The organism is Kribbella kalugense (assembly GCF_004365875.1).
Classification (GTDB): domain Bacteria; phylum Actinomycetota; class Actinomycetes; order Propionibacteriales; family Kribbellaceae; genus Kribbella; species Kribbella kalugense.
Genome location: NZ_SODF01000002.1, coordinates 225,711 through 251,180, shown reverse-complemented (window position 1 = coordinate 251,180; position 25,470 = coordinate 225,711). Strand labels below are relative to the sequence as shown.

26 protein-coding genes and 1 tRNA gene are annotated in these 25,470 nt (G+C 67.9%); 18 read left to right on the top strand and 9 right to left on the bottom strand.

What is annotated here, in order from left to right:
• The first annotated feature begins 16 nt into the window (after nucleotides 1–16).
• The 8 genes from EV650_RS18815 to EV650_RS18780 all read left to right on the top strand — a co-directional run bounded on the left by EV650_RS18815 (nucleotide 17) and on the right by EV650_RS18780 (nucleotide 7,543).
• The gene (locus EV650_RS18815) at nucleotides 17–775 is read left to right on the top strand and encodes a methylenetetrahydrofolate reductase (protein WP_134120355.1); all 759 of its coding nucleotides are present in this window, start codon (nucleotides 17–19) and stop codon (nucleotides 773–775) included.
• A gap of 212 nt (nucleotides 776–987) precedes the next feature.
• Nucleotides 988–1,335, top strand: coding sequence for a 4Fe-4S binding protein (locus EV650_RS41570; protein ID WP_439648815.1), 348 nt, complete (start codon nucleotides 988–990; stop codon nucleotides 1,333–1,335).
• Nucleotides 1,332–1,886: an NADH-quinone oxidoreductase subunit J family protein gene (locus EV650_RS18805; protein WP_134120353.1), complete on the top strand. Its 555-nt coding sequence runs from the start codon at nucleotides 1,332–1,334 to the stop codon at nucleotides 1,884–1,886. The genes EV650_RS41570 and EV650_RS18805 overlap by 4 nt, the downstream gene beginning before the upstream one ends.
• 1 nt (nucleotide 1,887) lies before the next feature.
• Nucleotides 1,888–2,196 carry an NADH-quinone oxidoreductase subunit NuoK gene (gene nuoK, locus EV650_RS18800; RefSeq protein ID WP_134120352.1) on the top strand — a complete coding sequence of 103 codons (309 nt, stop codon included), beginning with the start codon at nucleotides 1,888–1,890 and terminating at the stop codon, nucleotides 2,194–2,196.
• Entirely contained in the window at nucleotides 2,193–3,959 is a 1,767-nt protein-coding gene (locus EV650_RS18795; protein ID WP_134120351.1) for an NADH-quinone oxidoreductase subunit 5 family protein, read from the top strand. Before nuoK ends, EV650_RS18795 begins: the two co-directional genes overlap by 4 nt.
• Nucleotides 3,956–5,509: a complex I subunit 4 family protein gene (locus EV650_RS18790; RefSeq protein WP_134120350.1), complete on the top strand. Its 1,554-nt coding sequence runs from the start codon at nucleotides 3,956–3,958 to the stop codon at nucleotides 5,507–5,509. Before EV650_RS18795 ends, EV650_RS18790 begins: the two co-directional genes overlap by 4 nt.
• Nucleotides 5,509–6,960: an NADH-quinone oxidoreductase subunit N gene (locus EV650_RS18785; RefSeq protein ID WP_134120349.1), complete on the top strand. Its 1,452-nt coding sequence runs from the start codon at nucleotides 5,509–5,511 to the stop codon at nucleotides 6,958–6,960. Before EV650_RS18790 ends, EV650_RS18785 begins: the two co-directional genes overlap by 1 nt.
• A 55-nt stretch (nucleotides 6,961–7,015) precedes the next feature.
• A complete protein-coding gene (locus tag EV650_RS18780; RefSeq protein WP_134120348.1) occupies nucleotides 7,016–7,543 on the top strand; it encodes a hypothetical protein in 528 nt (175 codons plus the stop codon).
• On the opposite strand, the gene EV650_RS18775 is transcribed toward EV650_RS18780, so the two are convergent.
• Nucleotides 7,533–8,381 carry an arylamine N-acetyltransferase family protein gene (locus tag EV650_RS18775; protein ID WP_166678214.1) on the bottom strand — a complete coding sequence of 283 codons (849 nt, stop codon included), beginning with the start codon at nucleotides 8,379–8,381 and terminating at the stop codon, nucleotides 7,533–7,535. The genes EV650_RS18780 and EV650_RS18775 overlap by 11 nt on opposite strands.
• A 19-nt stretch (nucleotides 8,382–8,400) precedes the next feature.
• Here EV650_RS18775 and EV650_RS18770 point away from each other — a divergent pair, with 19 nt between their 5' ends.
• Nucleotides 8,401–8,925 carry a GNAT family N-acetyltransferase gene (locus tag EV650_RS18770; RefSeq protein ID WP_166678213.1) on the top strand — a complete coding sequence of 175 codons (525 nt, stop codon included), beginning with the start codon at nucleotides 8,401–8,403 and terminating at the stop codon, nucleotides 8,923–8,925.
• 18 nt (nucleotides 8,926–8,943) lie between these two features.
• Nucleotides 8,944–9,957 carry a lactonase family protein gene (locus EV650_RS18765; RefSeq protein WP_134120345.1) on the top strand — a complete coding sequence of 338 codons (1,014 nt, stop codon included), beginning with the start codon at nucleotides 8,944–8,946 and terminating at the stop codon, nucleotides 9,955–9,957.
• Between the two features lie 36 nt (nucleotides 9,958–9,993).
• On the opposite strand, the gene EV650_RS18760 is transcribed toward EV650_RS18765, so the two are convergent.
• Nucleotides 9,994–10,290: a hypothetical protein gene (locus EV650_RS18760; protein ID WP_134120344.1), complete on the bottom strand. Its 297-nt coding sequence runs from the start codon at nucleotides 10,288–10,290 to the stop codon at nucleotides 9,994–9,996.
• Nucleotides 10,287–11,156, bottom strand: a complete 870-nt coding sequence (locus EV650_RS18755; protein ID WP_202874757.1) for a phytanoyl-CoA dioxygenase family protein — start codon at nucleotides 11,154–11,156, stop codon at nucleotides 10,287–10,289. Before EV650_RS18755 ends, EV650_RS18760 begins: the two co-directional genes overlap by 4 nt.
• A 102-nt stretch (nucleotides 11,157–11,258) precedes the next feature.
• Between EV650_RS18755 and EV650_RS18750 the strand changes: the two genes are divergently transcribed.
• Both EV650_RS18750 and EV650_RS18745 read left to right on the top strand, forming a co-directional pair.
• The gene (locus EV650_RS18750) at nucleotides 11,259–12,041 is read left to right on the top strand and encodes an AraC family transcriptional regulator (RefSeq protein WP_134120343.1); all 783 of its coding nucleotides are present in this window, start codon (nucleotides 11,259–11,261) and stop codon (nucleotides 12,039–12,041) included.
• Nucleotides 12,042–12,051: 10 nt separating this feature from the next.
• Entirely contained in the window at nucleotides 12,052–12,786 is a 735-nt protein-coding gene (locus EV650_RS18745) for a GNAT family N-acetyltransferase (RefSeq protein ID WP_134120342.1), read from the top strand.
• A gap of 159 nt (nucleotides 12,787–12,945) precedes the next feature.
• Here the strand turns inward: EV650_RS18745 and EV650_RS18740 are convergent, their stop codons facing one another.
• Complete coding sequence (locus tag EV650_RS18740) at nucleotides 12,946–13,875, bottom strand: phosphotransferase enzyme family protein (RefSeq protein WP_166678212.1); 930 nt, start codon at nucleotides 13,873–13,875, stop codon at nucleotides 12,946–12,948.
• 98 nt (nucleotides 13,876–13,973) lie between these two features.
• Entirely contained in the window at nucleotides 13,974–14,465 is a 492-nt protein-coding gene (locus EV650_RS18735; RefSeq protein ID WP_134120340.1) for a YajQ family cyclic di-GMP-binding protein, read from the bottom strand.
• A gap of 82 nt (nucleotides 14,466–14,547) precedes the next feature.
• On the opposite strand from EV650_RS18735, the gene EV650_RS18730 reads away from it, so the two are divergent.
• Nucleotides 14,548–14,630: transfer RNA gene (locus tag EV650_RS18730), tRNA-Tyr, on the top strand.
• A 57-nt stretch (nucleotides 14,631–14,687) separates the two neighbouring features.
• Here EV650_RS18730 and EV650_RS18725 read toward each other — a convergent pair.
• The 3 genes from EV650_RS18725 to EV650_RS18715 form a co-directional block, all read right to left on the bottom strand.
• The gene (locus EV650_RS18725) at nucleotides 14,688–15,254 is read right to left on the bottom strand and encodes a P-loop nucleotide/nucleoside kinase family protein (protein WP_134120339.1); all 567 of its coding nucleotides are present in this window, start codon (nucleotides 15,252–15,254) and stop codon (nucleotides 14,688–14,690) included.
• A 19-nt stretch (nucleotides 15,255–15,273) separates the two neighbouring features.
• Complete coding sequence (locus tag EV650_RS18720; RefSeq protein ID WP_134120338.1) at nucleotides 15,274–18,306, bottom strand: hypothetical protein; 3,033 nt, start codon at nucleotides 18,304–18,306, stop codon at nucleotides 15,274–15,276.
• Nucleotides 18,307–18,378: 72 nt separating this feature from the next.
• Entirely contained in the window at nucleotides 18,379–18,801 is a 423-nt protein-coding gene (locus EV650_RS18715; protein ID WP_202874755.1) for a nuclear transport factor 2 family protein, read from the bottom strand.
• Nucleotides 18,802–18,855: 54 nt separating this feature from the next.
• On the opposite strand from EV650_RS18715, the gene EV650_RS18710 reads away from it, so the two are divergent.
• From EV650_RS18710 to EV650_RS18690, 5 genes are all read left to right on the top strand, one after another.
• A complete protein-coding gene (locus EV650_RS18710; protein WP_134120337.1) occupies nucleotides 18,856–19,437 on the top strand; it encodes a TetR/AcrR family transcriptional regulator in 582 nt (193 codons plus the stop codon).
• A 70-nt stretch (nucleotides 19,438–19,507) separates the two neighbouring features.
• Nucleotides 19,508–21,655, top strand: coding sequence for an outer membrane protein assembly factor BamB family protein (locus EV650_RS18705; protein WP_134120336.1), 2,148 nt, complete (start codon nucleotides 19,508–19,510; stop codon nucleotides 21,653–21,655).
• Between the two features lie 65 nt (nucleotides 21,656–21,720).
• The gene (locus EV650_RS18700) at nucleotides 21,721–22,809 is read left to right on the top strand and encodes a hypothetical protein (RefSeq protein WP_134120335.1); all 1,089 of its coding nucleotides are present in this window, start codon (nucleotides 21,721–21,723) and stop codon (nucleotides 22,807–22,809) included.
• Entirely contained in the window at nucleotides 22,806–23,324 is a 519-nt protein-coding gene (locus EV650_RS18695) for a YciI family protein (RefSeq protein ID WP_134120334.1), read from the top strand. Before EV650_RS18700 ends, EV650_RS18695 begins: the two co-directional genes overlap by 4 nt.
• A gap of 42 nt (nucleotides 23,325–23,366) precedes the next feature.
• Nucleotides 23,367–24,959 (top strand): metallophosphoesterase, encoded by a 1,593-nt coding sequence (locus EV650_RS18690; RefSeq protein ID WP_134120333.1) that lies wholly within the window; start codon nucleotides 23,367–23,369, stop codon nucleotides 24,957–24,959.
• Between the two features lie 33 nt (nucleotides 24,960–24,992).
• Here EV650_RS18690 and EV650_RS18685 read toward each other — a convergent pair whose 3' ends face one another.
• Nucleotides 24,993–25,418 carry a MarR family winged helix-turn-helix transcriptional regulator gene (locus EV650_RS18685; protein ID WP_134120332.1) on the bottom strand — a complete coding sequence of 142 codons (426 nt, stop codon included), beginning with the start codon at nucleotides 25,416–25,418 and terminating at the stop codon, nucleotides 24,993–24,995.
• Nucleotides 25,419–25,470 lie beyond the last annotated feature (52 nt).

Below are 25,470 nucleotides of genomic sequence, written 5' to 3'. Positions count from 1 at the left end.
TCTGTAGGGTCCAGGCATGCGGGGATTCGAGCTGGTGTGTGAGGTGGAGCCGCCGACGCGGCCCGATCTGAAGAAGGTCCGGCACCAGATCGGCGTGATGAGCCCGATCGCGGACGCCTTCCTGATTCCGGACAACCACATCGGCCGGGCAACGGTGTCGAGCGTCGCGGTGGCGAACGAGGTCCAGGCGATGGGTTCCCGCGGGATCGCCTGCCTGAATTCGCGGGACCGCAACCTGCTCGGCTTCCGGCGGGATCTCCTGACGGCAGCGGCGTACGGCGTCGAGCAGTTCCTCTTCGTCCACGGAGACGACCCCGCCGAGGGGGCGCGGACGAGTCAGCTCACGGTCCGCACGATGATCGAGCAGGCGCGCGAGACGTCGTACCCGGGCTGTAATCCCTTCCAGGTCGGCGCGGCCACCCGTCTCCGCACGGTCCCGCGCTGGAAGGCCGAGGCGGACTTCCTCTATGTCCAGGTCAGCTACGACCTCGACGAGCTGCTCCGCTGGCGCGAGTCGGTGGATCTCGACATCCCGGTGTACGCCGGGGTGATGGTGCTCGCCTCCGCGAAGATGGCCCACAACCTGGCCGCCCTGCCTCAGCTCTCCATCCCGGACGCCCTGATCGACGCGGTCGAGCGGGATCGCGACGCCGGTGTCGACCATGCCTGCGAGCAGATTCTGAAGATCCGTGACTCCGGCGCCTTCGACGGCGTTCACCTGATACCGGTCAGCCGTTACCGGCAGGTCGCGGCCCGCCTGGAGCGCGAACTCTGACCAGCCGGGTCGCACCGGATCGGGCCGGGAACGACTAGTCTCCTGCAAGCAGGGTTCTACTGATGGGAGGTGGGAGCGTGGGGGTACCTGGCAAGGGGTTGATCGAGGGGCTGAAGGTCACGGCGAAGACGCTGGCCCGTCGGTCCGTCACCGAGCAGTATCCGGATGTCCAGCCCGAGTTGCCGCCGCGCAGTCGCGGCGTGATCGCGCTGATGGAGGAGAACTGCACCTCCTGCATGCTGTGCGCCCGCGAGTGCCCGAGCTGGTGCATCTACATCGACTCGCACACCGAGACCGCGCCGTCGGTCGGTGAGCAGGCCCGTGAGCGCAGCCGGAACGTGCTGGACCGGTTCGCGATCGACTTCAGCCTCTGCATGTACTGCGGGATCTGCATCGAGGCCTGCCCGTTCGACGCGCTGTTCTGGTCGCCGGAGTTCGAGTACGCCGAGACCGACATCCGCAACCTGACCCACGAGAAGGACCGCCTCCGCGACTGGATGTGGACCGTTCCGGCACCCCAGCCCATCGACCCAGGTCCGGCGTCGGGGGACGAGGCGTGACCACTGCGCTGTTCTCGATCGCAGGAGCTGTCGCGGTCGTAGCCGCCGTTTTTGTCGTGACGTCGCGTCGGATCGTGCATGCCGCCCTGTGGCTGGTCGTCGCGCTCGGCGGGGTCGCGGGCTGCTTCGGCGCGCTGCACGCCGAGTTCGTCGCGCTGGTGCAGATCCTGGTGTACGTCGGCGCGATCGTCGTACTCGTGCTGTTCGCGCTCATGCTCACCAAGGCGCCGACCAACCCGCTGCCTAACGTGACCACCGGCCGTAGTCCGTTCGCGGCCGTCGTCGCGGCGGTGCTCGCGCTGATCCTCGGTGCCGGCGTTGTGCTTGCCTTTGGCAACGAGAAGATCAGACCCGTGACCGCCGGATCCGCGCAGGCTGTGGGCACCCAAGTCTTCAAGACCTGGGTGCTTCCCTTCGAGGTGCTCTCGGTGTTGCTGCTGGCCGCGCTGATCGGCGCGATCGCCTTGTCCCAAAGGCCTTCGCAGACACTGCCTTCGCAGAAACTGTCGGAAGGGTCTGACACGGTGTCCTCCTCGGGGAAGGAGGACTGAGATGCCGTTGATCCTGCCGCTGCTACTCGCGGTCGTGCTGTTCTGCATCGGTGTGTACGGCGTCCTTGCCCGTCGCAACCTGATCACCCTGCTGATGTCCTTCGAGCTGATGCTGAACGCGGTGAACCTCAACCTCGTCGCGTTCGACGCCTGGCATGCCGACGGCCTCGCCACCGGTCAGACGCTGGCGGTCTTCGTGATCACCCTGGCCGCGGCCGAGATCGGCCTCGGGCTGGCGATCGTCCTGCTGCTCTTCCGCGGTCACGGCCACGTCGACGCCGACGCCGCCCGCGACCTGGTGGAATCATGATCGCCACCGCCTGGCGCGTGGTCGGCGTCGGCTTCTCCCTGCTCGTCGTCCTCGCCGCCGCGCTCTTGTACGGTGTGGATCCGCAGCAGACCTCGTCCGCCGGGGCGATGATCGGCGAGGACTTCTGGTTCGCCTACGAGTTCCGCACCGACGGTCTGACCGTGCTGATGCTCGCCGTCGTCGGTGTCGTCTCGACGTGCGTCCAGGTCTACTCGATCGGGTACGTCCGGGAGCGCATCGCGTCGTACACGGCGATCGTGACGCTGTTCACCGCGGCGATGGTGACCGTGGTCATCTCGGACAACCTGTTCCTGCTGCTGATCGGCTGGGAGGTGATGGGCGCCTGCTCGTACCTGCTGATCGGTCATTACTGGGAGCGCCGGGATGCCCGGGCCGGCGCGATGAAGGCGTTCCTGATGACCAGGCTCGCCGATATCCCCTTCCTGTTCGGGATCTTCGTGCTCGGCGTCGGGTACCACACCTTCCGGATCTCTGACCTCGGCAGCGGCCCGATGGAGCCGCACACCCTGACCGCGGGCACGCTCCTGCTGCTGGTCGGCGTGGTCGGCAAGTCCGCGCAGGTGCCGCTGCAGACCTGGCTCCCGGACGCCATGCCTGGCCCGAGCCCGGTCAGTGCGCTGATCCACGCGGCCACGATGGTTGCCGCCGGCGTCTTCCTGATCGCCCGGCTGTACGACCTGTTCGTCGAGGCGCACACCACTCTCACCGTGCTGGCCGTGGTCGCCTGCGTGACGATGCTGTTCGCGGCGTCCTGCGCGATGGCGGCGGTGGAAGTGAAGCGCGTGCTCGCCTGGTCGACCGTGAGCCAGTTGGCGATCATGTTCGCCGGGCTCTCGCTGGGGACGCATGACGGTCGTCATGCGGCGCTCTTCCACCTGATGACCCACGCGGCATTCAAGGGTCTGCTCTTCCTCTGCGCCGGTGTCCTCCTGCACCAGGTCGGTAGCGCGGCCTTCGTCGTACTGCGTCGGTACACCCGCCGCGGCGCGTTGCGGAAGCGGATGCCGGTGACGTTCGTGACGATGACGATCGGCCTTGCCGCGCTGGCCGGAGTGCCAGGTTTTGCGGGCTTCTTCTCCAAGGACTCGGTGGTCGAAGCGGCCTGGGAGACAGCTCGGGACGGTTCGACGGTCGGCTGGATCGTGCTCGTCTCGGTCTGCGTGACCGCATCGATGACGGCGTTCTACTGCGTTCGCCTGTGGCTGTGGATCTTCTTCCGTACGCCGGCGTTGGCCGGCGCGGTCGGCGCCTTTGAGGACGACGACCCGATGGCCGATCTCGAGGAACCCGACGCCCGCAAGCTGCATGAGGGTTCGTGGCTGATGCTCGCGCCGATGATCCTGCTAACGGTCGGCGCCGCCGGGTTGGGCTACACCGACGGCGTGCACCTCAACTGGGCGATCGCGCTGATCACGACTGTGCTCGCGATCCTCGGCGCGCTCCCGGCGTACTCGCTGTGGCACCGCGGCGCCGATCCACGACCCGCGCTGCTGGAGCATGAGTACGGCGTGGATCCGGCGTACCAGCGACTGTTCGTCGTGCCGGTCCGGTGGCTGGCCAAGCTGGTGGTCGGCGGGGATCGTGACGTGATCGGCGCGTATGTTCGCGCGGCTGGGCGGACCGGTGTGCTGGCGTCGGCCGGGTTCCGGAAGCTGCAGACGGGCAACGTGCAGACGTACCTGACCGCGGCTGTGGTCGGTGTGGTCGCGCTCGCGATCCTGGCGGGGGTGATCGGCTCGTGAGCCAATCGCTGCTGATCGCCTTGGTGGCGATTCCGGCGCTGACCGCCGTGGTCCTGTGGGCGCTGCCCGTGGTCACGGGGGAGCGGGTGGCGGCGATCGTTGGTTCGATCGTGTCCGGGCTCTTGCTGGTCGGCTCGGTGGTCCTTTGGTGGGACATGGGCCGGTTGCACTGTCCGTGCACCTTCGTGGGCACGTCCACTTTCGGTCCGCTTCCGCGGACTCTGCCTGGCAAGCTGTCGCCGTTGGTGGACATCGACGTGTCCTGGATTCCGTCGCTGGACGTCCGTTTCCACTTGGCGATCGACGGCATCTCGATGCCGCTGATCACGTTGACGACGCTGCTGGTCTTCGTCTGCTGTGTGTACTCGCTGAAGATCACGCCGCGCATCGGCCGGGTCCGCTCGCTGATCGCCTTGCTGCTGGTGATCGAGACCGGCGTGATCGGCACCTTCGCCGCCGCCGATCTGGTGTTGTTCTTCGTGTTCTTCGAGGTCGTGCTGATCCCGATGTGGCTCGTGATCGACATCTGGGGCGATGACCACGACCGGGCCGGGCGGCGGCGTGCGGCGACCACGTTCGTGCTGATGACGGTGTTCGGGTCGGCGTTGATGCTGCTTGGATTCCTGCTGATCCATCGGCAGACCGGGACCTTCGATCTGGCGTTCCTGGGGCAGCATCCGCTCAAGGGTGGGCACGGGATTCCGCTGGCCGCTGCGGTACTGATCGCTGTCGGGCTTGCGGTGAAGATGCCGCTGTGGCCGCTGCACATCTGGTTGCCCGACGCGCATGCGAAGGCGCCGACGGTCGGTTCGGTGCTGCTGGCGGGAGTGCTGCTGAAGCTCGGTAGCTACGGGATGATCCGCATCCTGCTGCCCGTGCTGCCGGACGCGACGGCCACTATCGCGCCGTACCTGGCCGGCTTCTCGGTGGTCGCGATCATCGCGGGATCGCTGGCCTGTTTGGCGCAGACCGACGTGAAACGGCTGATCGCTTACTCGAGCGTCGGGCACATGGGATTCATCGGGCTCGGCATCGCAACGATGTCGCCGGAGGGTCTGAACGGCGCGTTGTACGCGAACCTTGCCCACGGCATCATCACCGGCCTGCTGTTCTTCCTGGCCGGGGCGATCAAGGACCGGCACGACACCAGCGACCTGCGGACGATCGGTCGCGCGCTCTACGCCCGGCTGCCGCGGATCAGCGGGCTGCTGACGTACGCGTGTCTCGCGTCCCTCGGGCTGCCGGGGTTGGCTGGGTTCTGGGGCGAGATGCTGATCCTGCTCGGTGCCTATCACCCGGCCGACTGGTTGCCTCGGTCAACGTTCATCGTGCTGATGGCGATCGCCGGTCTTGGCGCCGTACTGACGGCCGCGTACTTCCTCAGACTGATCCGCGACCTCTGCCAGGGTGATCCGGCTGAGTATCCGGCGACCGCCTTCGCAGTCGACCTGAGCCGGATCGAGCTGGTCACCTTCGCGCCGTTGGTGCTGCTCACAGTGGTGCTTGGTCTCTGGCCGTTCACGCTGCTGAACGAGTGGTGGGTGGTCTGATGACACTCACGTGGACTGACTGGCAGGCGATTGCCGTACCGCTGGTGCTGGCGATTGGCGCGGTGGCGGTGTTGCTGATCGACAGTTTCTGGAAGAGCGCGTCGGCGGAGCTCCGGCATACCGTCGTCACGTTGCTGACCAGTGCGGTGATCTTGTTCGGGCTCGTGTTCGTGTGGGCTCAGCGGGGTGGCTTCAAACCCGCGTTCTGCCGGCCGGCGGTCGAAGGGCCGGCGGAGTGCAGTTTCGTGTTCGAGCCGTTGACGGCTGGGTTGTGGGCGGTCCTGCTGATCGGCGGGCTCGGGGTCGTCGGCTTGTCGTCGTACCGCTTGCTGGCGGCGGATGTGCCGATCGGCGAGTATCACTTCCTGCTGCTGAGCGCGTTGACGGGTGCGACCGTGCTGGCCGGTGCCCGGGATCTTGCGACGCTGGTGATCGCGCTCGAGGTGGTGTCGCTGCCGAGCTTCGCGATGGTCGGGCTGCGGCGGGACCGGCGGGGGTCCGAGGGCGCGATGAAGGCGTTCCTGGTGTCGGTGCTGTCGACCGCGGTGATGCTGTTCGGGATCTCGTACCTGTACGGCGTGACTGGCTCGCTGTACCTGACGACGGTCGCGAACCGGTTGAGCGGACTCGACCCTGACCTCGCGCGAGTGGCGTTCGCGGCCGGGCTGTTCGTGATCGTCGGGTTCGCGTTCAAGATCGCGGCGGTGCCGTTCCACGGATGGCTGCCGGATACGTACGTCGGTGCGCCGGTCGAGGTCACCACGTTCCTCGCAGTGGTGTCGAAGTCGGCGGGAGTCGCCGGGCTGCTTGTGCTGGTGACGACTGGGATCGCGCCGGACGGCTCGCACCTGCGGATTGTGGTCGCGATCCTGGCGGCCGTGACCATGACGGTCGGCAACCTGGCCGCGCTGCGTCAGGTCGAGGCGGTCCGGCTGCTCGCCTGGTCGTCGATCGGCCAGGTCGGGTTCTTGCTCGCACCGTTGGCGGTCGGCGATGCCCAGGCGGTTGTCGGGTACTTGGCGGCGTACGTCGTGGTCACGCTGGGAGCCTTCGGGGCGGTCGCCGTTGTCCAACGTCACCGGCCTGCCGGTCTCCTGACCGACTACCGCGGGATGGTCCGCTCGGAGCCCGGTCTCGCGGCGGCACTGATCTTCTTCCTTGTTGTCTTGGCTGGACTGCCACCGGGGCTTGCGGGGCTGTTCACCAAGTTCGCCGCGTTCCAGGCCGTCATCGACGCGCACCTGGGTTGGCTGGCGATCGTGATGGCGCTCAATGTGATGATCGGCCTGGCCGTCTACCTGCGCTGGGTGGCTGAGCTTTTCCGTCTCCCCGCGGACGACCCGTTCTCGGTGGATATCGAGACCCCGGCCGTCACGATGATCTCGCTCTTCGCCGCGGTCGCCGCTGTTCTCTCGGTCCTTCCGAGCGTCCTGTTCGCTCTGGGGACCTGACAGGTTCCGGCCATCGCGAGGCGGAGGTCTGCTGCTGATGGCTAGCGTGTGTCGGGTGATCGGACGAGGACTTGTTGTGGCTGCGGCCCTGGTGACCCTGGTCGGCTGCGGCAATTCCGACGACAGCGCCGGCGGGAACCCCGGCACGCTGAAGGGCGCGAGCCCAACCGGCAGCCCGGTCGGCTCGCCGATGATCACGCCGTCTCCTACGCTGGGCACGCCCCAACCGCCGTCACCGCTGCAGCCCTCGACCCAGGCGCCTACTGCGAAGGACGGGCAGAACTACAAGGCCTGCGTCGACGGCATCTGTGAGGTGCTGATCCGCAACAAGGCCGCCCTCAACCTCAGCGGGGACAAGTTCGCGGCGACGGTGGCGGCCGGCAAACTCAAGCTCACCGACTCCCACGGGTACATCGCCTTGAGCCGCAACGGCACCGACGTCAGCCGAAGCGGCGGTGGCAGCGCCGGGGGTGTGGCTGGCGGCATCGCCGCGGTCAGCTGGAGCAGCCAAGGCGGCCCACTCCACATCGCCACCCTGACCTACGCCGAAGGCGACACAGTCATCGTCCGCTTCACGAAGTAGTCCGCGCCAAGAAGTCCTCGTACTGCGACCAGACCCGGCGCCAAAGCTGGTCGCGGTCGGACTGGGTGTAGTGGGGGAGCGGAAGCCTGAACACGTCGGCAAGCGCGGTGAAGTAGTCGGTCGGGTTTTCGAGCAGGGTGTTGTCGACCCGATCGGCGAAGGTTTCACTCAGGCCGACGGACCGCAGTACGACGATCGACTTCGGCGTACGGCGGAACGCTGAGGCGACACGGACGAACGGCGAAGTCGGATCGGCGGACAGGTAGGCGTGCTGGGCGGCGAAGGCGTCGAGGCCGACTACGGCTGACTCGAAGTCCATACCGATCAGGTTCGCGCGCGGATCGTGGTCGAGCCGCCAGCCGTCAGTCTTCTCGGAGGGTCGCAGGCGCAGCGTGAACGGGTACTGCTCCGACACGCCAGCCTCGAGCGGCATCGGCTGACGCAGGCCGTCGCCGAGACCGGCATCGACCAGCCAGACGCGGTCCGGGTCCTCGATCAGCCCGCTGACCGTGAGGACCATGTGGCTGCCGTCGATGTCGCCGGGGCGGCTGAGCGTCTGTACGCCGCCGCGGTGCATCTCCACGCGATACCCGAGCTCGGTCAGGAGTAGCGCGAAGGTCCCGTTCAGCTGGAAGCAGTACCCGCCGGCCTCTCGCGCGATGATCCGCTTCGCCGCGTCCTCCGGCTCGAGCGGTCCGCCCGGGGTGAGCTGGTACTGCACGGTCTCGTACGGCACCTGGTCGACGAAGGCCTCGTGCAACCGGGTCAACGCCTCCAGCCGCGGCGGACCGTCGTACCCGTCAAACCCGATCCGCTGCAGGAACGCCGTCGTATCCATGGGTCTTAGGCTAGGCGAGGTGATCGACGTCCTCGACCGAAATGCGGCTCTCGCCATCGCACCCGAGCTCGCCGAAGTGTTCGTCTCGGCCTTCGGGTACGACGAGGAGCCCGACGGAGACCGTTTCGCCACCGAACAGCTCCCGACTCACGCCGACCGCGATGGCTTCAAGCTGGTCGCCGCTCGGTCGGAGGGGACCGTTGTCGGGTTCGCGTACGGGTTCACCGGGCAGCGTGGGCAGTGGTGGTCGGACCGGGTCGCGAACGCGATCAGCCCGGAGCTGGCGGCGGAGTGGATCGGTGGGCACTTCGAGGTCGTCGAGCTGGCGGTCCAGGTGGAGGCACAGGGCAACGGCCTCGGTACTGCGCTGATGGAGGAGCTGATGCGCGACCTCCCGAACCGCAAGGCGCTACTCACGACCTGGATCGACGACCGTCCGGCACCGCGTCTGTACCGTCGGTTGGGATGGCAGGTCCTGGTCCCGGACCTCGGCTGGGGGTCGGCGCTCTACGGTTTGGACCGTGGGATGCCTGTAAGCCATTGACCTGGCAGGGTATGGGTCATGACTTCTGAGCGGATCTATGTCGGGAGCTACACCAGTCAGGCCGGTGGCGGGGACGGGATCGCGTTCGGGCCACTGGACGGGATTGCCACGGTGGCGACGATCGCCGATCCGTCGTTCCTGGTCAGGTCTGCGGACGGGCGGTTCCTCTACGCCACCAACGAGGAGGACGAGGGCCAGGTCGCGGCGTTCGCGATCCAGCCGGAGGGCGGGCTCGAGCTGCTCAACCAGCAGTCGACCGGCGGCATGCACCCGTGCCACCTGGACATCGACCCGTCCGGCCGGTTTCTGTTGTCGGCCAACTACACGTCGGGGTCGGTCGCTGTGCACCCGATCAACGAGAACGGTTCGCTCGGCGAGTCGGCGTACTTCCTCCAGCGCGCCGGGACGGGTCCGAATGCGGACCGTCAGGAAGGGCCGCACTCGCACCAGATCGCGTTCGACCCGGCCGGTGCGTACGTGTTCGACATCGACCTCGGGTCCGACGCCGTCTACTCGTCCACGTTGACCGCGGACGGAAAGCTGGAGGAGGTCGACCGGCTGAGCGTCCACCCGGGTGCGGGTCCGCGGCACATCGTGTTCCACCCGACCGCGGGCGCGGCGTACGTGATCAACGAGCTCGACTCGACGCTGACCGTCTGCAGCTACGCCGACGGGAAGCTGCAGGTCGTGCAGACCGTCTCGACCCGGCCGGCCGACTCGCCGGGGGAGAACTTCCCGGCCGAGCTGCTGATCTCCGCCGACGGAGGGTTCCTGTACGGGTCGAACCGCGGCGACAACACGATCGCGGTCTTCGCGACCGCGGCCGACGGGCTGTCCGTCGAGCTGGTGCAGACCATCGGGTCCGGTGGCGTCTGGCCGCGACACCTTGCCTTCAGCAACGATGGGACCCGGCTGTACGCCGCCAACGAGCAGTCCGACCAGATCGCGACGTTCAGCATCGACGACGGCCGTCTCACCCAGGAGGGTGACCCCGTCAGCTGGCCGAAGCCGGTCTGCATCCTCCCGGTATGAGGTGAGGGCCCCGGTGCGCCCCGGGGCCCTCGACCGTCAGACGAGCTTCTCGAAGAAGAACTCGTGCTTCAGGAACGACACGTCGTACTCGTGCCCCGGGTACGGCGGGTTCAGCTGGGCGGCCTGGAACAGCCGCCAGCCGTCCTTGAGCGCGTCCAGCCCGGTCTTGTACGGCGGCTCGTCGCTGTCACCCGTGGTCGGATGCGTCTCGCCGGTCCCGTCGTACGTCGACCAGCCGACCACGCGGGCGTCGAGCGCCGAAGAGGCCAGGTAGAGCACCAGCACCTGCTGACGAAGGCCCGTCACCTGGCTCGTCTCTGCAGTGGCGGTCATGCCATCTCCTTCTTTTGGGCACCGGCGTGCGGGTTCTTGGCGCGGTCGGCCACGACGCGCTGCGGGCGGTTCGTGACGCGGGTGACCCAGTAGTTCGGGTCGTAGGTGTCGTCACCGCTGATGGCGCGCCACATCATGATCCGGTTGTACCGCTCGAGCCGGCCGGTGGCGTTCTCGTACCAGGGGAAGTTCTGCTCGAGCTCGGCCGCGACCTGCTCGTCGTACAGATCGTCGGTGTTCCAGAGCCGGACCTGGCGGACGGTCGGGTTGAACCGGATCTTGAACATGTAGCGATCGAGGTCGCTGTCGTTCTTCCGGCCGCCGTGCCAGATGCCGTGGTGGAGCAGTTGGACGGTGCCGGCCGGGCAGACCAGGCGGGTCTGGCCGAGCAGGTTCTGGTAGCGGCCGGTGTCGGACTCGTTGGTCCGGCGCAGGTGGCTACCGGGAACGCTGAGCGTGCCGCCCATCTCGAGCGTCACGTCCTGCGGGTAGTACATGAGTTGTACGTCGAACGCGTCGGTGCGGACGTCGATGATCGCGTCACCGTGCAGGTTCTGCGCCTCGCCCTCGTGCGCCCTGCGGATGTGGACCGCGTGGTGGTCGACGGTCGGCTCGGGACCGACCAGGCTGTGGATCGCGCCGGCGACCTCCGGCAACTGCACCAGCCGCTGGACGAACTCGCTGTCCACGAACGCCTCCGACAGCGGGGTGCCGTACGGGACGGCCGGAATGCCGGCGTTCAGGACCTCGATCGCCTGCTGGTTCATCTCGTCCGGTACGACGGCGTCCATCCGGAGCGCGCCGGTGGCGACGAAATGCGCCATCTGTACCGAGGTGAGCAGGTGCTTGCGATGCGGATGGGGCATGAAGACTCCCATGGTGGGGTAGTGGTCACTACTCCTCCAGGCTAAGGACGATTGCCGTTGGTTCGCGTGGGATGTGATCACCACTGGTGGTAATTTCTCACCATGCTCGAATTGCACCTGACGCAACCGCCGGAGGTGGTGAACGTCGGCGCCGGCATCCACGGGGTCCGCAGACTGCGCGATGTCTTCCGGTTGCCGGACCTGTGGCAGTTGCACCTGTACAACTACTCGGCCGAGCTCACCTTGCTGGGTACGACGTACTCCGTCGCCCCCGGCTACGTCTCGTTGACGCCGGCCGGGACGCAGGTCCAGTTCGACTACCGTGGTCGCTCCGAGCACCTCTATGCCCACTTCCGGCCCGTCGCGACGGGCGAGCCGACGTACCTGCCCGTCGTACAGGACGCCGGGGCGGCCGCGCCGCTGGTGTCGGCGCTGCTCCGGTCGGCCCTCGAGGCGTCGCCGTCGGGTTCGTCGCGGACGACCTCGGAGGTGTGGACCGCGCTGTGGCGGATCGCCGACCTCTCCGAGACCACGGAGGGCGACTCCGGCCATCCCGCGGTCGCCACCGCCATCGCCTACATCGAGGCGAACCTCGCCCAGCCGCTGACCATCCCGGCGCTGGCTCGCCTGGCCAACGTCTCCCACAATCACCTGACTCGGCTCTTCCAGACCGAGACCGGGCAGACGGTCATCGCCTACATCCGGACCCGCCGGATGAATCGGGCCCGCCACCTCCTCGTGGCGTCGACCTTGTCCATCCCAGCGGTCGCGGCCTCGGTGGGCATCCCCGATCTGCAGGCGTTCAACAAGACCTGTCGGCGCGAGTTGGGTGCCTCGCCGCGCGCCGTTCGTAATGCGGTGGCCGGGGTCGGGTCGGCGGGCTAGCGTCGTCGGCATGTATGAACTGATTCCGGCGGCCAGCGGTCCGCAGTACGACGAAGAGGCCGAGCGGCGATTCGTCGAGGAGTGGCCGGAGTTCATCTTCCACGACGAGGGCGTCACGCCGTACCGGGAGCGGCGGGTGGAGTACTTCGCGGACTGGGAGTTCTACCTCGTCACGTCGGACGAACGGCTGATCGGCGGGTGCTGGGGTGTGCCGATCGCGTGGGACGGGACGGTGGCTGATCTGCCCGGTGGGTTCACGGACACGTTGGCGCGGTCGGTGACGTCGTACGAGAAGGGCGTCGTACCGAACACCTTCGTGCTGATGGCTGCCGCCGTACGCTCCGACGAGCAGGGCCAGGGGCACGCGAGTCGAGTCATCACTGCCGTCCGCGATCGGGCGGTAGCCGGTGGGCTCGGTCAGGTGATCGCTCCCGTCCGGCCGACCCTGAAGTCGAGCTACCCGCTGACTCCCATCGAGACCTTTATGACCTGGACCCGGCCCGACGGCCTTCCGCTCGACCCGTGGCTGCGGACCCACGTCCGGCTAGGCGCCACTCTTCTCGCGCCGGCTCCGGCGTCTCAGACCATGACCGGCACCGTCGAGGACTGGGAGAAGTGGACCAAGATGTCCTTCCCCTCAACGGGTACGTACACAATCCCGGACGGGCTGACCACACTCGAGATCGACCGCGCAGCCGACACCGGCATCTATCGCGAACCCAACATCTGGCTGCGCCACGCCTAGTCGCCCGGTCTCCGCCACCGGATCTGCAGCTCGACAGGAGGTGTCCGTCCATCACGGCCAGGTCCACGCTCAGCGGCACGTCCGATCAGGTCAGTTTGGCCGATACCTCCTGTCGAGCTGCAGAACCTCCGCCCGCGCCGACCAATCAGAGTTGTTGACCTACTGGACAGCCAGGGCAGCGAGGCCCTTGGTGAGGATGCCTTTGGTTACTTGGAGGGCGTAGGGCTCTTCGGGGCCGGTGATGGCTTGGTGGGACCAGCCGATGACGTCTTCGAACGCTCTGACGTGGCGGTAGTAGTGAATGGCGTCCTGGTCGATGGGGTGCGGGCCGTAGCCCTCGAGGAATGCCTCCAGCTGGGCGGACGTGGTGGGACCGAGGTCGCCCATGCCGCCGAGCATGAACATCAGGTCCTGCTCGCGCGGCGCGTAGATCACGTCGTCCCAGTCGATCAGGTGGAGCCGGTCGTCGACGAGGACGTTGCCCAGATGGGGATCGCCGTGACAGACGACGCGCGGCCCGGTCGGCGCCGGCGGACGGGCTCTGAGCAGGTCGGTGATGATGTGGTCGTACTGCTTCCACACCGCCGCCAGTTCGTCCTCGACCTCCCCGCCCGGCCTCTCGAGTCGCGTCCGTACCTCCTCGGCCAACGCCGGCGTACGCGCGTCGATATGACTGTGCTTCGGCAACGCGTCCCGCAACCGCTGCGGCGGCTCCGAGTCATGCACCCGCCTCAGCAGTACGCCGTACTCCCACCACTGCTCGTCCGTCAGCCCGGTCTGGGCCGCTCGCACTCCGTCGATCCACGGCGTGATCGTCAGCCGCTTCTTCGCGTGGAAGCTCCACAGCCCGCCCTCGGTGGTTCGGATCAGCTCCGGTACGCCGGGCAGCCCGCTGTCCGCCAGGAACGCCGCCACCTGATGACCCGTGTTCGTCCCGGCACCGCTCCACTTGATCGCGTACGTGTTGGTCGTCGTACTGGCTCTCCACACCTGCGCCGCGACGTCAGCGCCGTACGCCACCGGTGTGAGCTCCACCACCTCGAGCCCGAAGTCCGCCAGCAACCACTTCCGCAACAACGTGTCACCCACGCGCCCCACCTTGCCCGCCGATCCCGCGCCAAGCGACCCGATTACCCGGGCTGGGGAGGATCTCCCACCCGAATCGGGCCGAAATCCTCCCCACCGCGTCAGCGGTAGTTGACGAACTGGACGGCGAAGTCGAGGTCCTGGCCCTTGATCAGCGCCTGGACGGACTGCAGGTCGTCACGGCTCTTGCTGGAGACGCGGAGCTCCTCGCCCTGGATCTGCGCCTTGACACCCTTCGGGCCTTCGTCGCGGATCAGCTTGGACAGCTTCTTCGCGTTCTCCTGGGTGATGCCGGCGTCGATCGTCGCGGTGATCTTGTAGATCTTCCCGGACAGCTTCGGCTCGTCCGCGTCGAGTCCCTTGAGCGAGATCTGCCGCTTGACCAGCTTGTCCTTGAACACGTCGAGGACGGCGTTCACCCGCTCCTCGGTGTTCGCCTGCATGTCGACCGCCTCACCGGACCACTTGATCCCGGCGTCGACGTTCTTGAAGTCGAACCGCTGGCTGATCTCCTTCGCCGCCTGGTTCACGGCGTTGTCCACCTCCTGGTGATCGACCTTGTTCACGATGTCGAAGGAGGACTCCGAAGCCATGGGCAGTTCCTTTCCGATTTGCTGTCAGGGGCACCCTCTGTTGTATCGTCTCCCACGCCGGTTCACGAACCAGCAGCACCCTGGCGGGTTGCCCGAGCGGCCAAAGGGAGCAGACTGTAAATCTGTCGGCGTATGCCTACGCAGGTTCGAACCCTGCACCCGCCACACGCAAGAAAAGAGCCTCTGACCTGCGGAAACGCAGACCAGAGGCTCTTCTGTTGTCTATGCGTCGAGGAATGCCAGGGCCTCGGTTACGCAGTCGGCTACGGGCTTGGTGGTGTCTAGGGGGAGGTAGGTGGGTGGGCGCTTTGACTTGGCGATCCAGTCGGTGAAGAGGGCGGTGCCGGAGTTTTCGGGGTCGGGGGTTAGGTCGACTGGGGGTGCCTCGACGGAGGGGCGTTGGCTGCGGAGGGTGGGGCGGGAGCGGAGGCGGGTGTCGAGGAGGCTGATGTCCTCGGTGACGCACTCGATGTAGCGGTACGGGACGCCGTGTTTGGCTGCTAGTGCCTGGCCGGCTGTCAGTAGTTCGTCGTAGAAGCAGGGGCTGTCGATGATGACGCCTAGGCCTTGTGTCAGGACGCCGTCGGCCATTGCCTTGACCACGTTGTAGCTGGCGATGCGGGCGAAGGTCAGGGTGCCGTCGGGTTCTGGGTCGCTGTCCAGCATTGCGCTTAGTACGACGTCGCGGTCGATCGCGACCAGGCGGCGGTGGCGGACGAGTTCGCGGGCGATGGTTGTCTTGCCGGCTCCCGGCGGTCCTGACATCTGGACTACGACGACGTCATTCATGCGGAGAAACCTAACGCGCTCACCGGCCGCGGCTGCCGTCTTCGGTACGGCGGGCAGCGGGGCCGCCTTCGGTACGACGGGCAGTCGAGCAACCTTCCGTACGGCGGACGCCGGGGCCACCTTCCGGGCGAGGGGCACTGCCCAGTAGCCGGTCGACCATCTGGCGGAGCTTCTCGTCTTCGTTGACGGCGGGCTCGGCCGAAGGAGCGACACCGACGGCGGGGAGGACGAGGCCGTTCGGTACGCCGGCCTCTTGCCACAGGCGGGCCGCCTCGGCCAAGGTCTGGTCGAACTGGTTCTGCACGTACGCCCGCGACTCGTCCGTTCCGTGGATCGCATGGTGGTCGACGGCGTCCGCGGCGCGTGACAGCTGCTCAAGTGTGATCAGTCGTTCGGCGAGGAGAGGCTTCCCGCTTGGTTCCGCGACCAATCGGCGTACCGCCTGGTCGACGCCGGCGCGGACCTGATCCGTCGTCCCGCCGACGACAGGCCGCCCGTCGGCCGGGTCGACCGCGCCGAGGTCCGGGAACGCCCGTCGCAGACCGTTGCTGTCGGCAATCGATTCGTAGCGCTCGATCGCGAACCGCACCTTGTCGCGTGCAGTCGTGAGCGACGAGGTGCGCGAGCCGTGCGGCGCGGTCGCGGGCGACGACGTGCTGGAGCCGTCTAGTGCGGTCGCGGGCGACGAGGTGCGTGAGCCGTCCGGTGCGGTCGTGGGCGACGAGGTGCGTGAGCCGTCCGGCGCGGTCGCGGGCGACGACGTGCTGGGGCCGTCCAGTGCGGTCAGGCGATCGATCTCGGCCGCGCAGTGGTCGACTTGTTCGAGTGCCTGCACTCGAACGAACCGGGCGTCCGTGTCGGCGGAGGTCTCCGGCTGACGCGTCGGCACGTTGTCGAGTTCGGCCCGGCGTACGGCGGCTCGGACGTGGTCGGTGTAGGCCGATGACGGCAGCTCCACCACCGGGCGCGGCGAGGCGTCGCGGATGATCGCGTCGGCCCGCATCGACAGCTGCGTCATCAAGTAGCGGATGATTGCCCGTTGCTCGATCAGTTCGGACTGGTTGACTGCCCGGACCGCCTTGTTCGTCTCCAGGCCCTCGTGGACCCGGAGTTCGCGACTGCGGAACGTGTAGCGCGCGACCGGTGTCGCGGTCATCGACCCCGCCGCACCCGCAGCGGTCAGGACGATCGACAGATCGGGGATGTCGAAGACCTGGTCGAGCCCGACCGCGGCGGCCACTCCGCCGAGCGAGCCCGCCGCGGCCTGAACGGCGTACGCCGACCACCGTGCTCGTGCCGGCGGACGCGGCACGGCCGGCGGGCTGGTTACGACCGGCAGACCTCGGTCGGCAGCGCGGGCGGACTGGTCGGGTGGGCTGGTGACCACGGGCAGACCGCGGTCGGCGGCGCGGGTGGACAGGTCCGGAGGTACGCCGGTCAGTTCCTCCAGCCGGTCGACGAGGTCGCGGAAACCGCGTAGTCGCGGCCCCAGGATCCCGTCGAGCGCGGCTGCCTGGGCGGCCTCCTGGTGGCGGCGCGACCACTGCTTGGAGGCATCCCGGGCGACCTCGTCGCGGTTCAGGAAGTACTTGTCGCCCATCGCGCCCGTCACGGCGCCGAGCACGCCCGGACCAGCCGCACTCAGGAGGCTCTGCAACGCTGTCGGGTCTGCGGATGCGGACTTGCCGCCGAGGAGCGCGCGGCGCGCGGAGCCCGAGACGTTCTCGATCAGCTGCGCGGCGAGTCCGACCTGGTACGGCGGCGACCCCGGGACGTCCGCAGGAACCGCCGGCACAGCTGGTCGCGCCCCCGGATCGAGGCTGGCAACCACGCGGTCGAGCCGCGCCCGCAGCTCGGAGAACTCGGTCGCCAGTTGGTTGACGTACAGCTCGGGATCGGACAGCCGCAGCCGCTCGGTGGCGTCGATCCGGCGCAGCCGGAACTCCAGCTTCTTCGTGTCGACCAGTCGTTCCGCGAGGGACTTGGCCAGCGCAGACGACGCGATCACCATGGCCGACGACAACGCCGGTACGCCGAACGGCGTGAGCGCGCCCGCGACGGCGGCCGTGGCCAGCGTCGGCTTGATGTACCGGACCAGATAGTTGCGCCAAGCCGTTGCCCGCGGCATCTTCACCGCCTGCGGACGGGTCCGCTCAGCGCCGTCGAGAAGCCCGAGCAGACCCGGATGGTCGTACTCGCGCTGCTTGCGCTCGGCGTTGTACGCCGGTTTCCGGCCGGACGCCTTCTGCCCGTCCAACTGCCGCTCGGCGGCCGAGCCGACGGTCGCGTTCACAATCGTCGGTACGGCGATGCCGATGCCGACGAGTGGATTGCCGGTGAAGGCCGCCGCGGCTGTGCCGATCACGACCGAGGAGACGCCGGAGCCGCCGAGGGCCTTCGCGAGGTATCCGGCTCGGTCGACGCGGTCCTCCAGCGGGCGCTCGCCGTTGGCGGCGCGGTCGAGGATCTGACGCTCCTCCTCGGTGAGTAGCGTGCGGAGCAGTTCGGCGTTCGGCTGTCCGTCGGCGACACCCATGGTGAGAGCGAGGGCCCGGATCCGCGCCGCCTGGCCGGGGAGCCGGCCGCGTTGGCGGAGTTCGGCGCGAAGACCCGCATCCGCGGGCCGCTGTACGACGTCGAGGTCCGGCGTACCGCCGGGGCTGAAAACCCGGTCGCCGTCCGGTGCGCGGGCGGCGGTCGACTCGGCCAGGACCCGAGCGAGCGCCGGGCCGATCTCGTCGTCCGCCAGCCGCTCCGAGAGCGTCAGCTCGACGGTCGGGACACGGTCGTACGCGGGGCCGGCGGCCGGAAGGTCGTCCGGACCGACTGCGTTGTCTGCCGGACTGACGGAGTACTCGAGTGTGACGCCGGGGCGCAGCGGGCCGACGCGTTTGATCAGGCGGAGTTGTTCGTTGGTGCTGGTGGTGATCGTGTAGACGCCGTTGCCGTCGTGCCGTACCTCGGCCAGGTCGACGGCCAACTCGTCCGGGTGATCCAGCAGGCGGCCGGACTCCGTGCTCACCATCACCCAGCCGGCAAGGAACCTCTGCACGCAGCCTCCGCAACGATCGACAAGTTAGCCGACCCTAACCTAGACGGTCCGCGTAAACGTCCACGATCTGACCTACTGACCACGACTGGCCGGGAGGCCGCCGAGTGGTTCGCGGCGGGCGAGGATCCTGCGGTGACTGATCCGCCAGCCGTCCGGCTGCCGGCGGACGGTGTCGACGTACGTCGCCGTGCCGCAGGTGTGATCGGTCTTGATGGCAAGGCCCTTGGACCGTACGACGGCGGTGTCGTTGCCCTCGGCATCGGTAATGACGATGTTGGTGACGATGTGCGCGAGCGGATTGTTGGCACCGAGTGCCAGCGCGGCATCGCGAACCGCATCGATCCCGACCAGAACGTCGTACCCCAGATCGCTGACGTCGTAGACGACGTCGGCGGTGAACAGGGTGTCCAGTTTGTCGAGTTGTCCTTCGTCGAACAGGTGTCCGTGCAGGGAGATCGTCTCGCCGATCGCCCAGCGGTCTTCAGCTGTGAGCACGACTATCGATCCTTTCCGGGGAGATCCCCGTTTAGGCTTGCTACGATAACGGGGATGTCCCCGGAAAGCCAGCCAGTCAGCCGCACGCGATCGCGCCGCGTCGATGCCGAGCGCAACCGTGGCGCGATCCTCGGTGCCGCCAGGCGACTGTTCGACGAGCGCGGTACCGACGTGCCCCTGGACGAGGTCGCCAAGACCGCTGAGATCGCCAACGCCACCTTGTACCGGCACTTCGCGACGCGGGCCGATCTGCTCGTCGCCGTGTACGCCGAGGAGGTCGTCGAGCTGGACGAGCTCAGCCGTCGGTTGATGGATCACACCGAGCCTGGCCAGGCGTTCACCGATTGGCTTCGCGCGTTCGTGCACCACGTCGCCACCAAAACCGACCTCGCGCTGGCCATCCCCGACGAAGCCCGCGGCAGCCGCTTCGACGAGTGGCACAGCACCATGCGGACCGCGGCCGAACGCCTGCTCGACCGCGCCCAGGAGGCCGGTGCTGTCCGGCCTGAGCTGACCGTGACGGAGCTGCTCGCACTGGCCAACGGGATCGCGCTGACCGGTCGTACCCCGGCCGGCCTCGACGCCATGCTGGACCTCATCCGCGACGGCTACCGCTCACGCCAAAGCAAACGGTGATCACGCCAAAGCAACCGGTGATCACCCCAAAGTAACCGGCGACGGCCCGAGGGTCTGTCAGGATCTGCGGGTGGCTGGACTACGGGAGTTGTGGGACGACGTCGTACCGGATGCAGGCGAGCTGGCTGATGAGCTCGTCCGGCGGTACGGCGGGAAGCGGGTCGCGTATCGGGATCGGTATCTCATCGGTGTGCTGACGGCCCTCGACTCGTTGGAGCAGCTGTGCACGGACCCGGAGGCCGTGCGGTTGGCTGCCTGGTTCCATCGGGCCGCGCACGACAAGGGGAGTACGGCGGCGGAGGATGCCGAGGCGTCGGCGCGGCTGGCGGAGGAGCTGCTGCCGAAGTACGGCGTGAACCCGGTGCAGACCGCCGAGGTCGCGCGACTCGTCCGGCTGACCGATCCGGAGGACGCCAACGGCGAGGTTCTGCTGGATGCGCTCAACTCGGTCTACGCGGATCCGCGGTACGTGACCCACGCGTCCGAGGTACGGCGGGACTCGCAGTACGACGTACGGGGTCGGCGTCAGCAGGTCGAGGCGTTGCTGGCATCGGACCGGATCTATCGCACGCAGCTCGCCCACGACCGGTACGAGGAGACAGCGCGCGCACATCTGACAGATGAGCTGGCCACTCTCGACGGTATGACGCCGCACCCGTGGCGCGGCTGGCAGCGGGCGGGGCTCGCGGTCACCGCGGTGCTGACTGCGTTGGTCGCGTTCGTGGCGGGGGTCAGCGCGATCCGTCAGCCGTGGCGCGTTCCGGAGTACAGCGGAGACTCGGTTTGGCCCGCCGTCCTGCTGATGCTCGCCGCGCTCGCCTCGGTCATCGGTGTGTCTTGGGCCGTCCGTCGCAACGCCCGGATAGTGGCGGCCATCCCGGTCGCGGTCGGCGTCATCGGGGTGCTGTTCGTCTGGCTGAGCACCCCGGACACCAACGGCGCCTCCGGAGTCGGCCGGCGCGTCCCGCTGCTGATGATCCTGTCCATCCTGCTCATCGTGGCCGGTACGGCGGCCTTCGCGGCCACCAGGTTCACCCCGAACGGCAGCCGGAACCGCGGCCAGCGGCTCGCTGGTCTCGGAGCGTTCGTCGTGGTCGTCCTCGCGCTCTTCCTCGTCATCGACCCCGCCGAGCGCGCCTACCTGGTCGGCGCGAACGAGTACCTGGAAGACCAGCATCAGCCGGCCAATCTCGACGTACGGTCGGAGCTGACCGGCGAGCCGCTGTGGAGCAACCCGGGCGGGCTCAGCGTGCAGCAGGTCGTGATGACCGCCGACGGGATCGCGGTCGCCCGCGGACGCGGCGCGGTCGAGATGCTCGACCCCGCGACCGGCAAGTCCCGCTGGCGTTACCTGCGCTCCGACACCGACGACTCGCCGCATCTCTACCCGCTGAACGGCGGCCGGCAGGTGCTCCTGTCGTACGACGATCTCGGCTACCTCGTCCTCGACGCCGACACCGGGAAGCGCACGGCCGCCTGGCCGAGCGGCACCCGGGACTACGACATCCAGGACAACGACCCGCTCGTCACCGGCAAGACGGTCAGCAAAGGGTCCGACAAGCTGTACGGGACGAACACCGACGGCTCCAATCGCTGGAAGTACGAGCCTGGTCGCTGCACCGGCATCAGTGCGACCGGCACCGCGGACGTTGCCGTCGTCGAGCTCGGCCACAGCTGCGGTAACGAGCCCAGTCAACTTGTCGGCCTCAATCTGGAGAACGGGAAGAAGCTCTGGACCAAGGATGCCGTGATGACCGAAGAGGTCGCGGCCGGCGGCCTGTTCGTCGCAATCCAGTCGGGGCGGCTCGTCGGCATCGATCCGCACTCCGGTGAGGAGAAGTGGCGCTCGGAGATTCCGGCCGAGTGGGGCTGCCCGGTCCGGGTCGAGCCGGCCGGCAACCGGGTCGCGCTGATCAGTTGCCCGAGTCAGGCGCAGTCCCAGTCGCACACCGTCGTACGCGCGGTTGACGCCGGCACCGGTCAGACGGTGGAGACGACCTCGGTCGAGATGCCGTACCAGCGGGAGGACGCCGTGACGTCGGACGGCCGGGTGATTCTGATGGGGAACGGCCCGCGTGGCTGCCGGCTGGCCGCTGTCGGCGACGGCCCCGTCGTCTACCGTCAGCTGGACAGCTCGATCAACTGCGGCTTCGGCGCGACTGTCGCCGGCAACCTGGTCCTGATCAGAAGCACGGACGCGCTGATCGCTCTCCGCTAGCGGGGAATAGGGTCAGCTCAGGCAGGGGTTGTTGGTTGTGTTGGCGTGTCTGAGCGAGGAGAACGATGAAACCGACTGAGTTCGTGAAGGTGAACGGGCAGTTCTGGGGCGAGCACCTCAAGGGTGTGAGCGAGCACCTGCCGGTGAGCCACCGGACCGAGCTGCCGGGGCCGATGCTGTTCCCGCGGATGATGGTGCTGACCGAGACCCCGGACTGGAACATCCTCGAGCTCGTCGGACTGAGCCGTGAGTACCGGAGCCTCGAAGTACGCCGGCAGAAGCTGGGCAGCGTCGAGGAGTACTTCGGACTCGGCGACGGCGGCACCGTGGTGGCGAACCTCGAAGGACAGAACTGGTTCAGCGACGCGACGATCGCGACCCAGGCCGGTCGGCGGGCGCTGGACGAGCGGTTCCCGAGCGCCGTGAAGATGCTGGGGAACGAGGTGGTCGGCCCGGCAGACGAGCTGCTCCGGTTCGCGCCCGGCAACTACTCGACCTTCGACCGGACGCTGCTCGTGCAGACGGCCGGCGACTCGCTGCGGCCGCACTGGGTGTTCTTCGCGCTGGCGATCCACCGCTCGGAGCCGGCCGACAAGTACCTCGACTTCCTGCGGAACTACATCAACTCCCGCCCGCACCTCGACCCGGTCGGCACGCTCAGCCTGCCGATCGATGCGGCCGAGCTGAAGGCCGAGGCGTTCGAGAGCACGTACCTCGCGCACGGTCTGCAGGACGCGACCGTCGATCAGTTCCTGGACGCGAACGAGACCATCCTGCTGTCCGCGTTCGGCGCGACCCGGCTGATCCGGCAGCCCTCGCTCGACGAGCTGCACCCTGACTTCATCCTGGAGCGCGCGGACGGCAGCCACATCATCGGCCGGCTCGAGCTCCCGGTCGTCGACGTGGTCAACGGCAAGAAGCGCCGTCGCGTCTTCCGGATCCCGGTCAGCGAGAGCGCGGCCGACCTCACGCAGTACGCCGAGTACTTCGCCACCGAGGAGAACCGGTCCCAGGTCAAGACGAAGTACGACGTCGACGTGAACGAGCCGCGCAAGCTGCTGATCGTCCCGTCCCAGGAGACCGTCGTGCCCGCCGCCGGCGTGGAGGTCGTCGACTACGACACCATCCTCCGTCTGCACCTCGCCGCCAAGTGACGCAGTACTTCGTCTACGGCCGGGATCGGGCCGGCATCGGCGAGCTGAAGGGCGAGCTGACCGAGGAGCACTGGGCCTTCATGGACCGGTACGCCGAGGAGCTGATCGCCCGCGGTCCGACGCTCACCGAGGACCGGGAGGAGTCGACCGGCAGCCTGCACATCGTCGACCTCCCGGACTCGGAGGCGTTGAACGCCTTTGTCTATAAGGAGCCGTACTACCTCGGCGGCGCGTTCGAGACGATCGAGCTGTACCGCTTCGACAACCACACCGGCCGCACGATGTGGGAGTTCACCACCACGGTCGAGGGCTACGGCCGCTACCTCGTCCTCACTAAGGACGCCTCGCGGCCACTCAGCTCCGACCACCTCATCGTGTACGGCGACCTGCTCGACGGAGACACGCACATCGGCCGCGCCGCCTTGGTCGAGGCTCCTGATGCAGCGGCAGCCGCGAAGCTGATCGAGGTTGCGGATGCCGAGGTGCATCCCTGGGAGTTTGGCGGCAGGCGGTAGTGAATTGGCCCCGGATTCATCTGGGGCGCTCAGCGTGAGGGTGTGATCGATGACGAAGAATTGTTCGAGTCGCACTTCTCAAGGCGTGGATTTCTCGCGTCTGCCACGGTGGTTGCCGGCGGGTCGCTGCTGACGACAGCGGCGCCCGCTCAGGCCGCTCCGGTCCTGCAGACGGCAGCTGCCGCCGATCCGGTCACGACGCCTCGGGTCGGCGGGCTGCATCTGCAGTTCGGCGTCGACCCGGCGACGGAGGTGATCGTCTCTTGGCACACTCGCCAGCCGGTACGACGGCCGCGCGTACTGCTCGGTGGACCGGACGGGGACTTCGAGCGGACCGTGACCGCGGTCGGCACGAACTACACCGACGCCAAGTCCGGGCAGATCGTGTACGTCTACCACGCTCGCGCCGGTCGGCTGCGTCCCAACACCGACTACGTGTACGGCGCCGTACACGATGGGGCTGAGGCCGAGTTCGGCACCTTCCACACCGCTCCGAAGGGCCGCGCGAAGTTCACCTTCACCAGCTTCGGCGACCAGGGCACGCCGACCCTGGGCAAGCGGTACGTGCCGCCGGCCGGCGTGACGATCCCGAACCCGCCGTTCGTGAACGACAACCTCGGCTCGCCGGCCGCGGGCGACGTCACCGCCGGGGTGGAGCGGGTCCGCCCGTTGTTCCACCTGTTCAACGGAGACCTCTGCTACGCCAACCTGGCCGACGACCGGGTTCGGACCTGGAACGACTTCTGGGAGAACAACACCCGCAGCGCCCGCAACCGCCCGTGGATGCCGTCCGCAGGCAACCACGAGAACGAACTCGGCAACGGCCCGATCGGCTACGAGGCGTACCAGACGTACTTCGCCCTGCCCCGCCAAGCCGGTCAGACCGACGTGACGCGCGGACTCTGGTACGCGTTCACGGTCGGCTCGGTGCGCGTGATCAGCCTGGCGAACGACGACATCTGCTACCAGGACGGCGGCAACAGCTACGTCCGCGGGTACTCCGAAGGTGCGCAGAAAGCCTGGCTGGAGAAGGAACTCAAGGCGACGCGTACCAACCACGACATCGACTGGATCGTGGTCTGCATGCACCAGGTCGTGGTCAGCAGCGCCGACCAGGCCAACGGCGCCGACCTCGGCATCCGGCAGGAGTGGGTCCCGTTGTTCGACAAGTACGGCGTCGACCTCGTGGTCTGTGGACACGAGCACCACTACGAGCGCTCGCACCCGATCCGCGGCCAGCAGCCCAATCAGACGCTGACCCCGATCCCGACCGCCACCCGGACCGATGTCGTGGACACGACGAAGGGCACGGTCCACATGGTCATCGGCGGCGGCGGTACGTCGGTGGGCTCGAACGGAGTCCTGTTCAATCCGCCGGCCTGCCGTGTGATCACGTCGGTCGGCACGCCCGATCCCACGACCGGCAAGCGCCCGCCCGTCTACGTGACGGAGCCTGCGCCCTGGTCCGCCTCGCGCAACGCCGCCTACCCGTACGGCTTCGCGAGGTTCACCGTCGACCCCGGTCACCCCGGCGGTCAGACTTCGATCGCCGTCACCTATTACGACGTACTCGGCCCCGGCGGCGACCTCCGCGAGTTCGAGGCGTTTACTCTGCGGCGCCCGCGCCGCGACTGACCAGCCGATCCACGTCGCCCAGGTCGGCGTACCTCAGGCCTGGGCGAGGATCGACTGCAGGGCGGTCATGAGGGTCTTGCGGGTGCTGGCCGAGAGGTCCGCGGTGAGGGTTTCGATGCGGGCGACGACGGCGTTGTGGACGTCGTGGGCCAGGGACTTGCCGTCTGTGGTGAGCTCGATGTGGCAGGCGCGGCGGTCAGTGGGGTTGGCGGTGCGGGCGACCAGGTCGCGACGTTCGAGGCGATCGACCATGCTGGTCAGGCTGGAGCGCTCGATGCTCAGGACCCGGCTGAGCTCGGTCATCCCGAGTGGTCCGCCGAGGAGAACGCACAGCAGGTGGGCCTGTTGCGGGGTGAGCCCGAGCGGCCGGCTGCTCTCGGCGTGCAGGTCCTGCAGCCGGTGCATCGTCTGGACCAGGGCGCTGGCCAGCTCCTCATCCTGTGCGGTCGTCGTCGCCATGTCTCACATAGTAGTCCGGTAGCCGAATAGTTTGTAGTTCTAACAGTTCGTG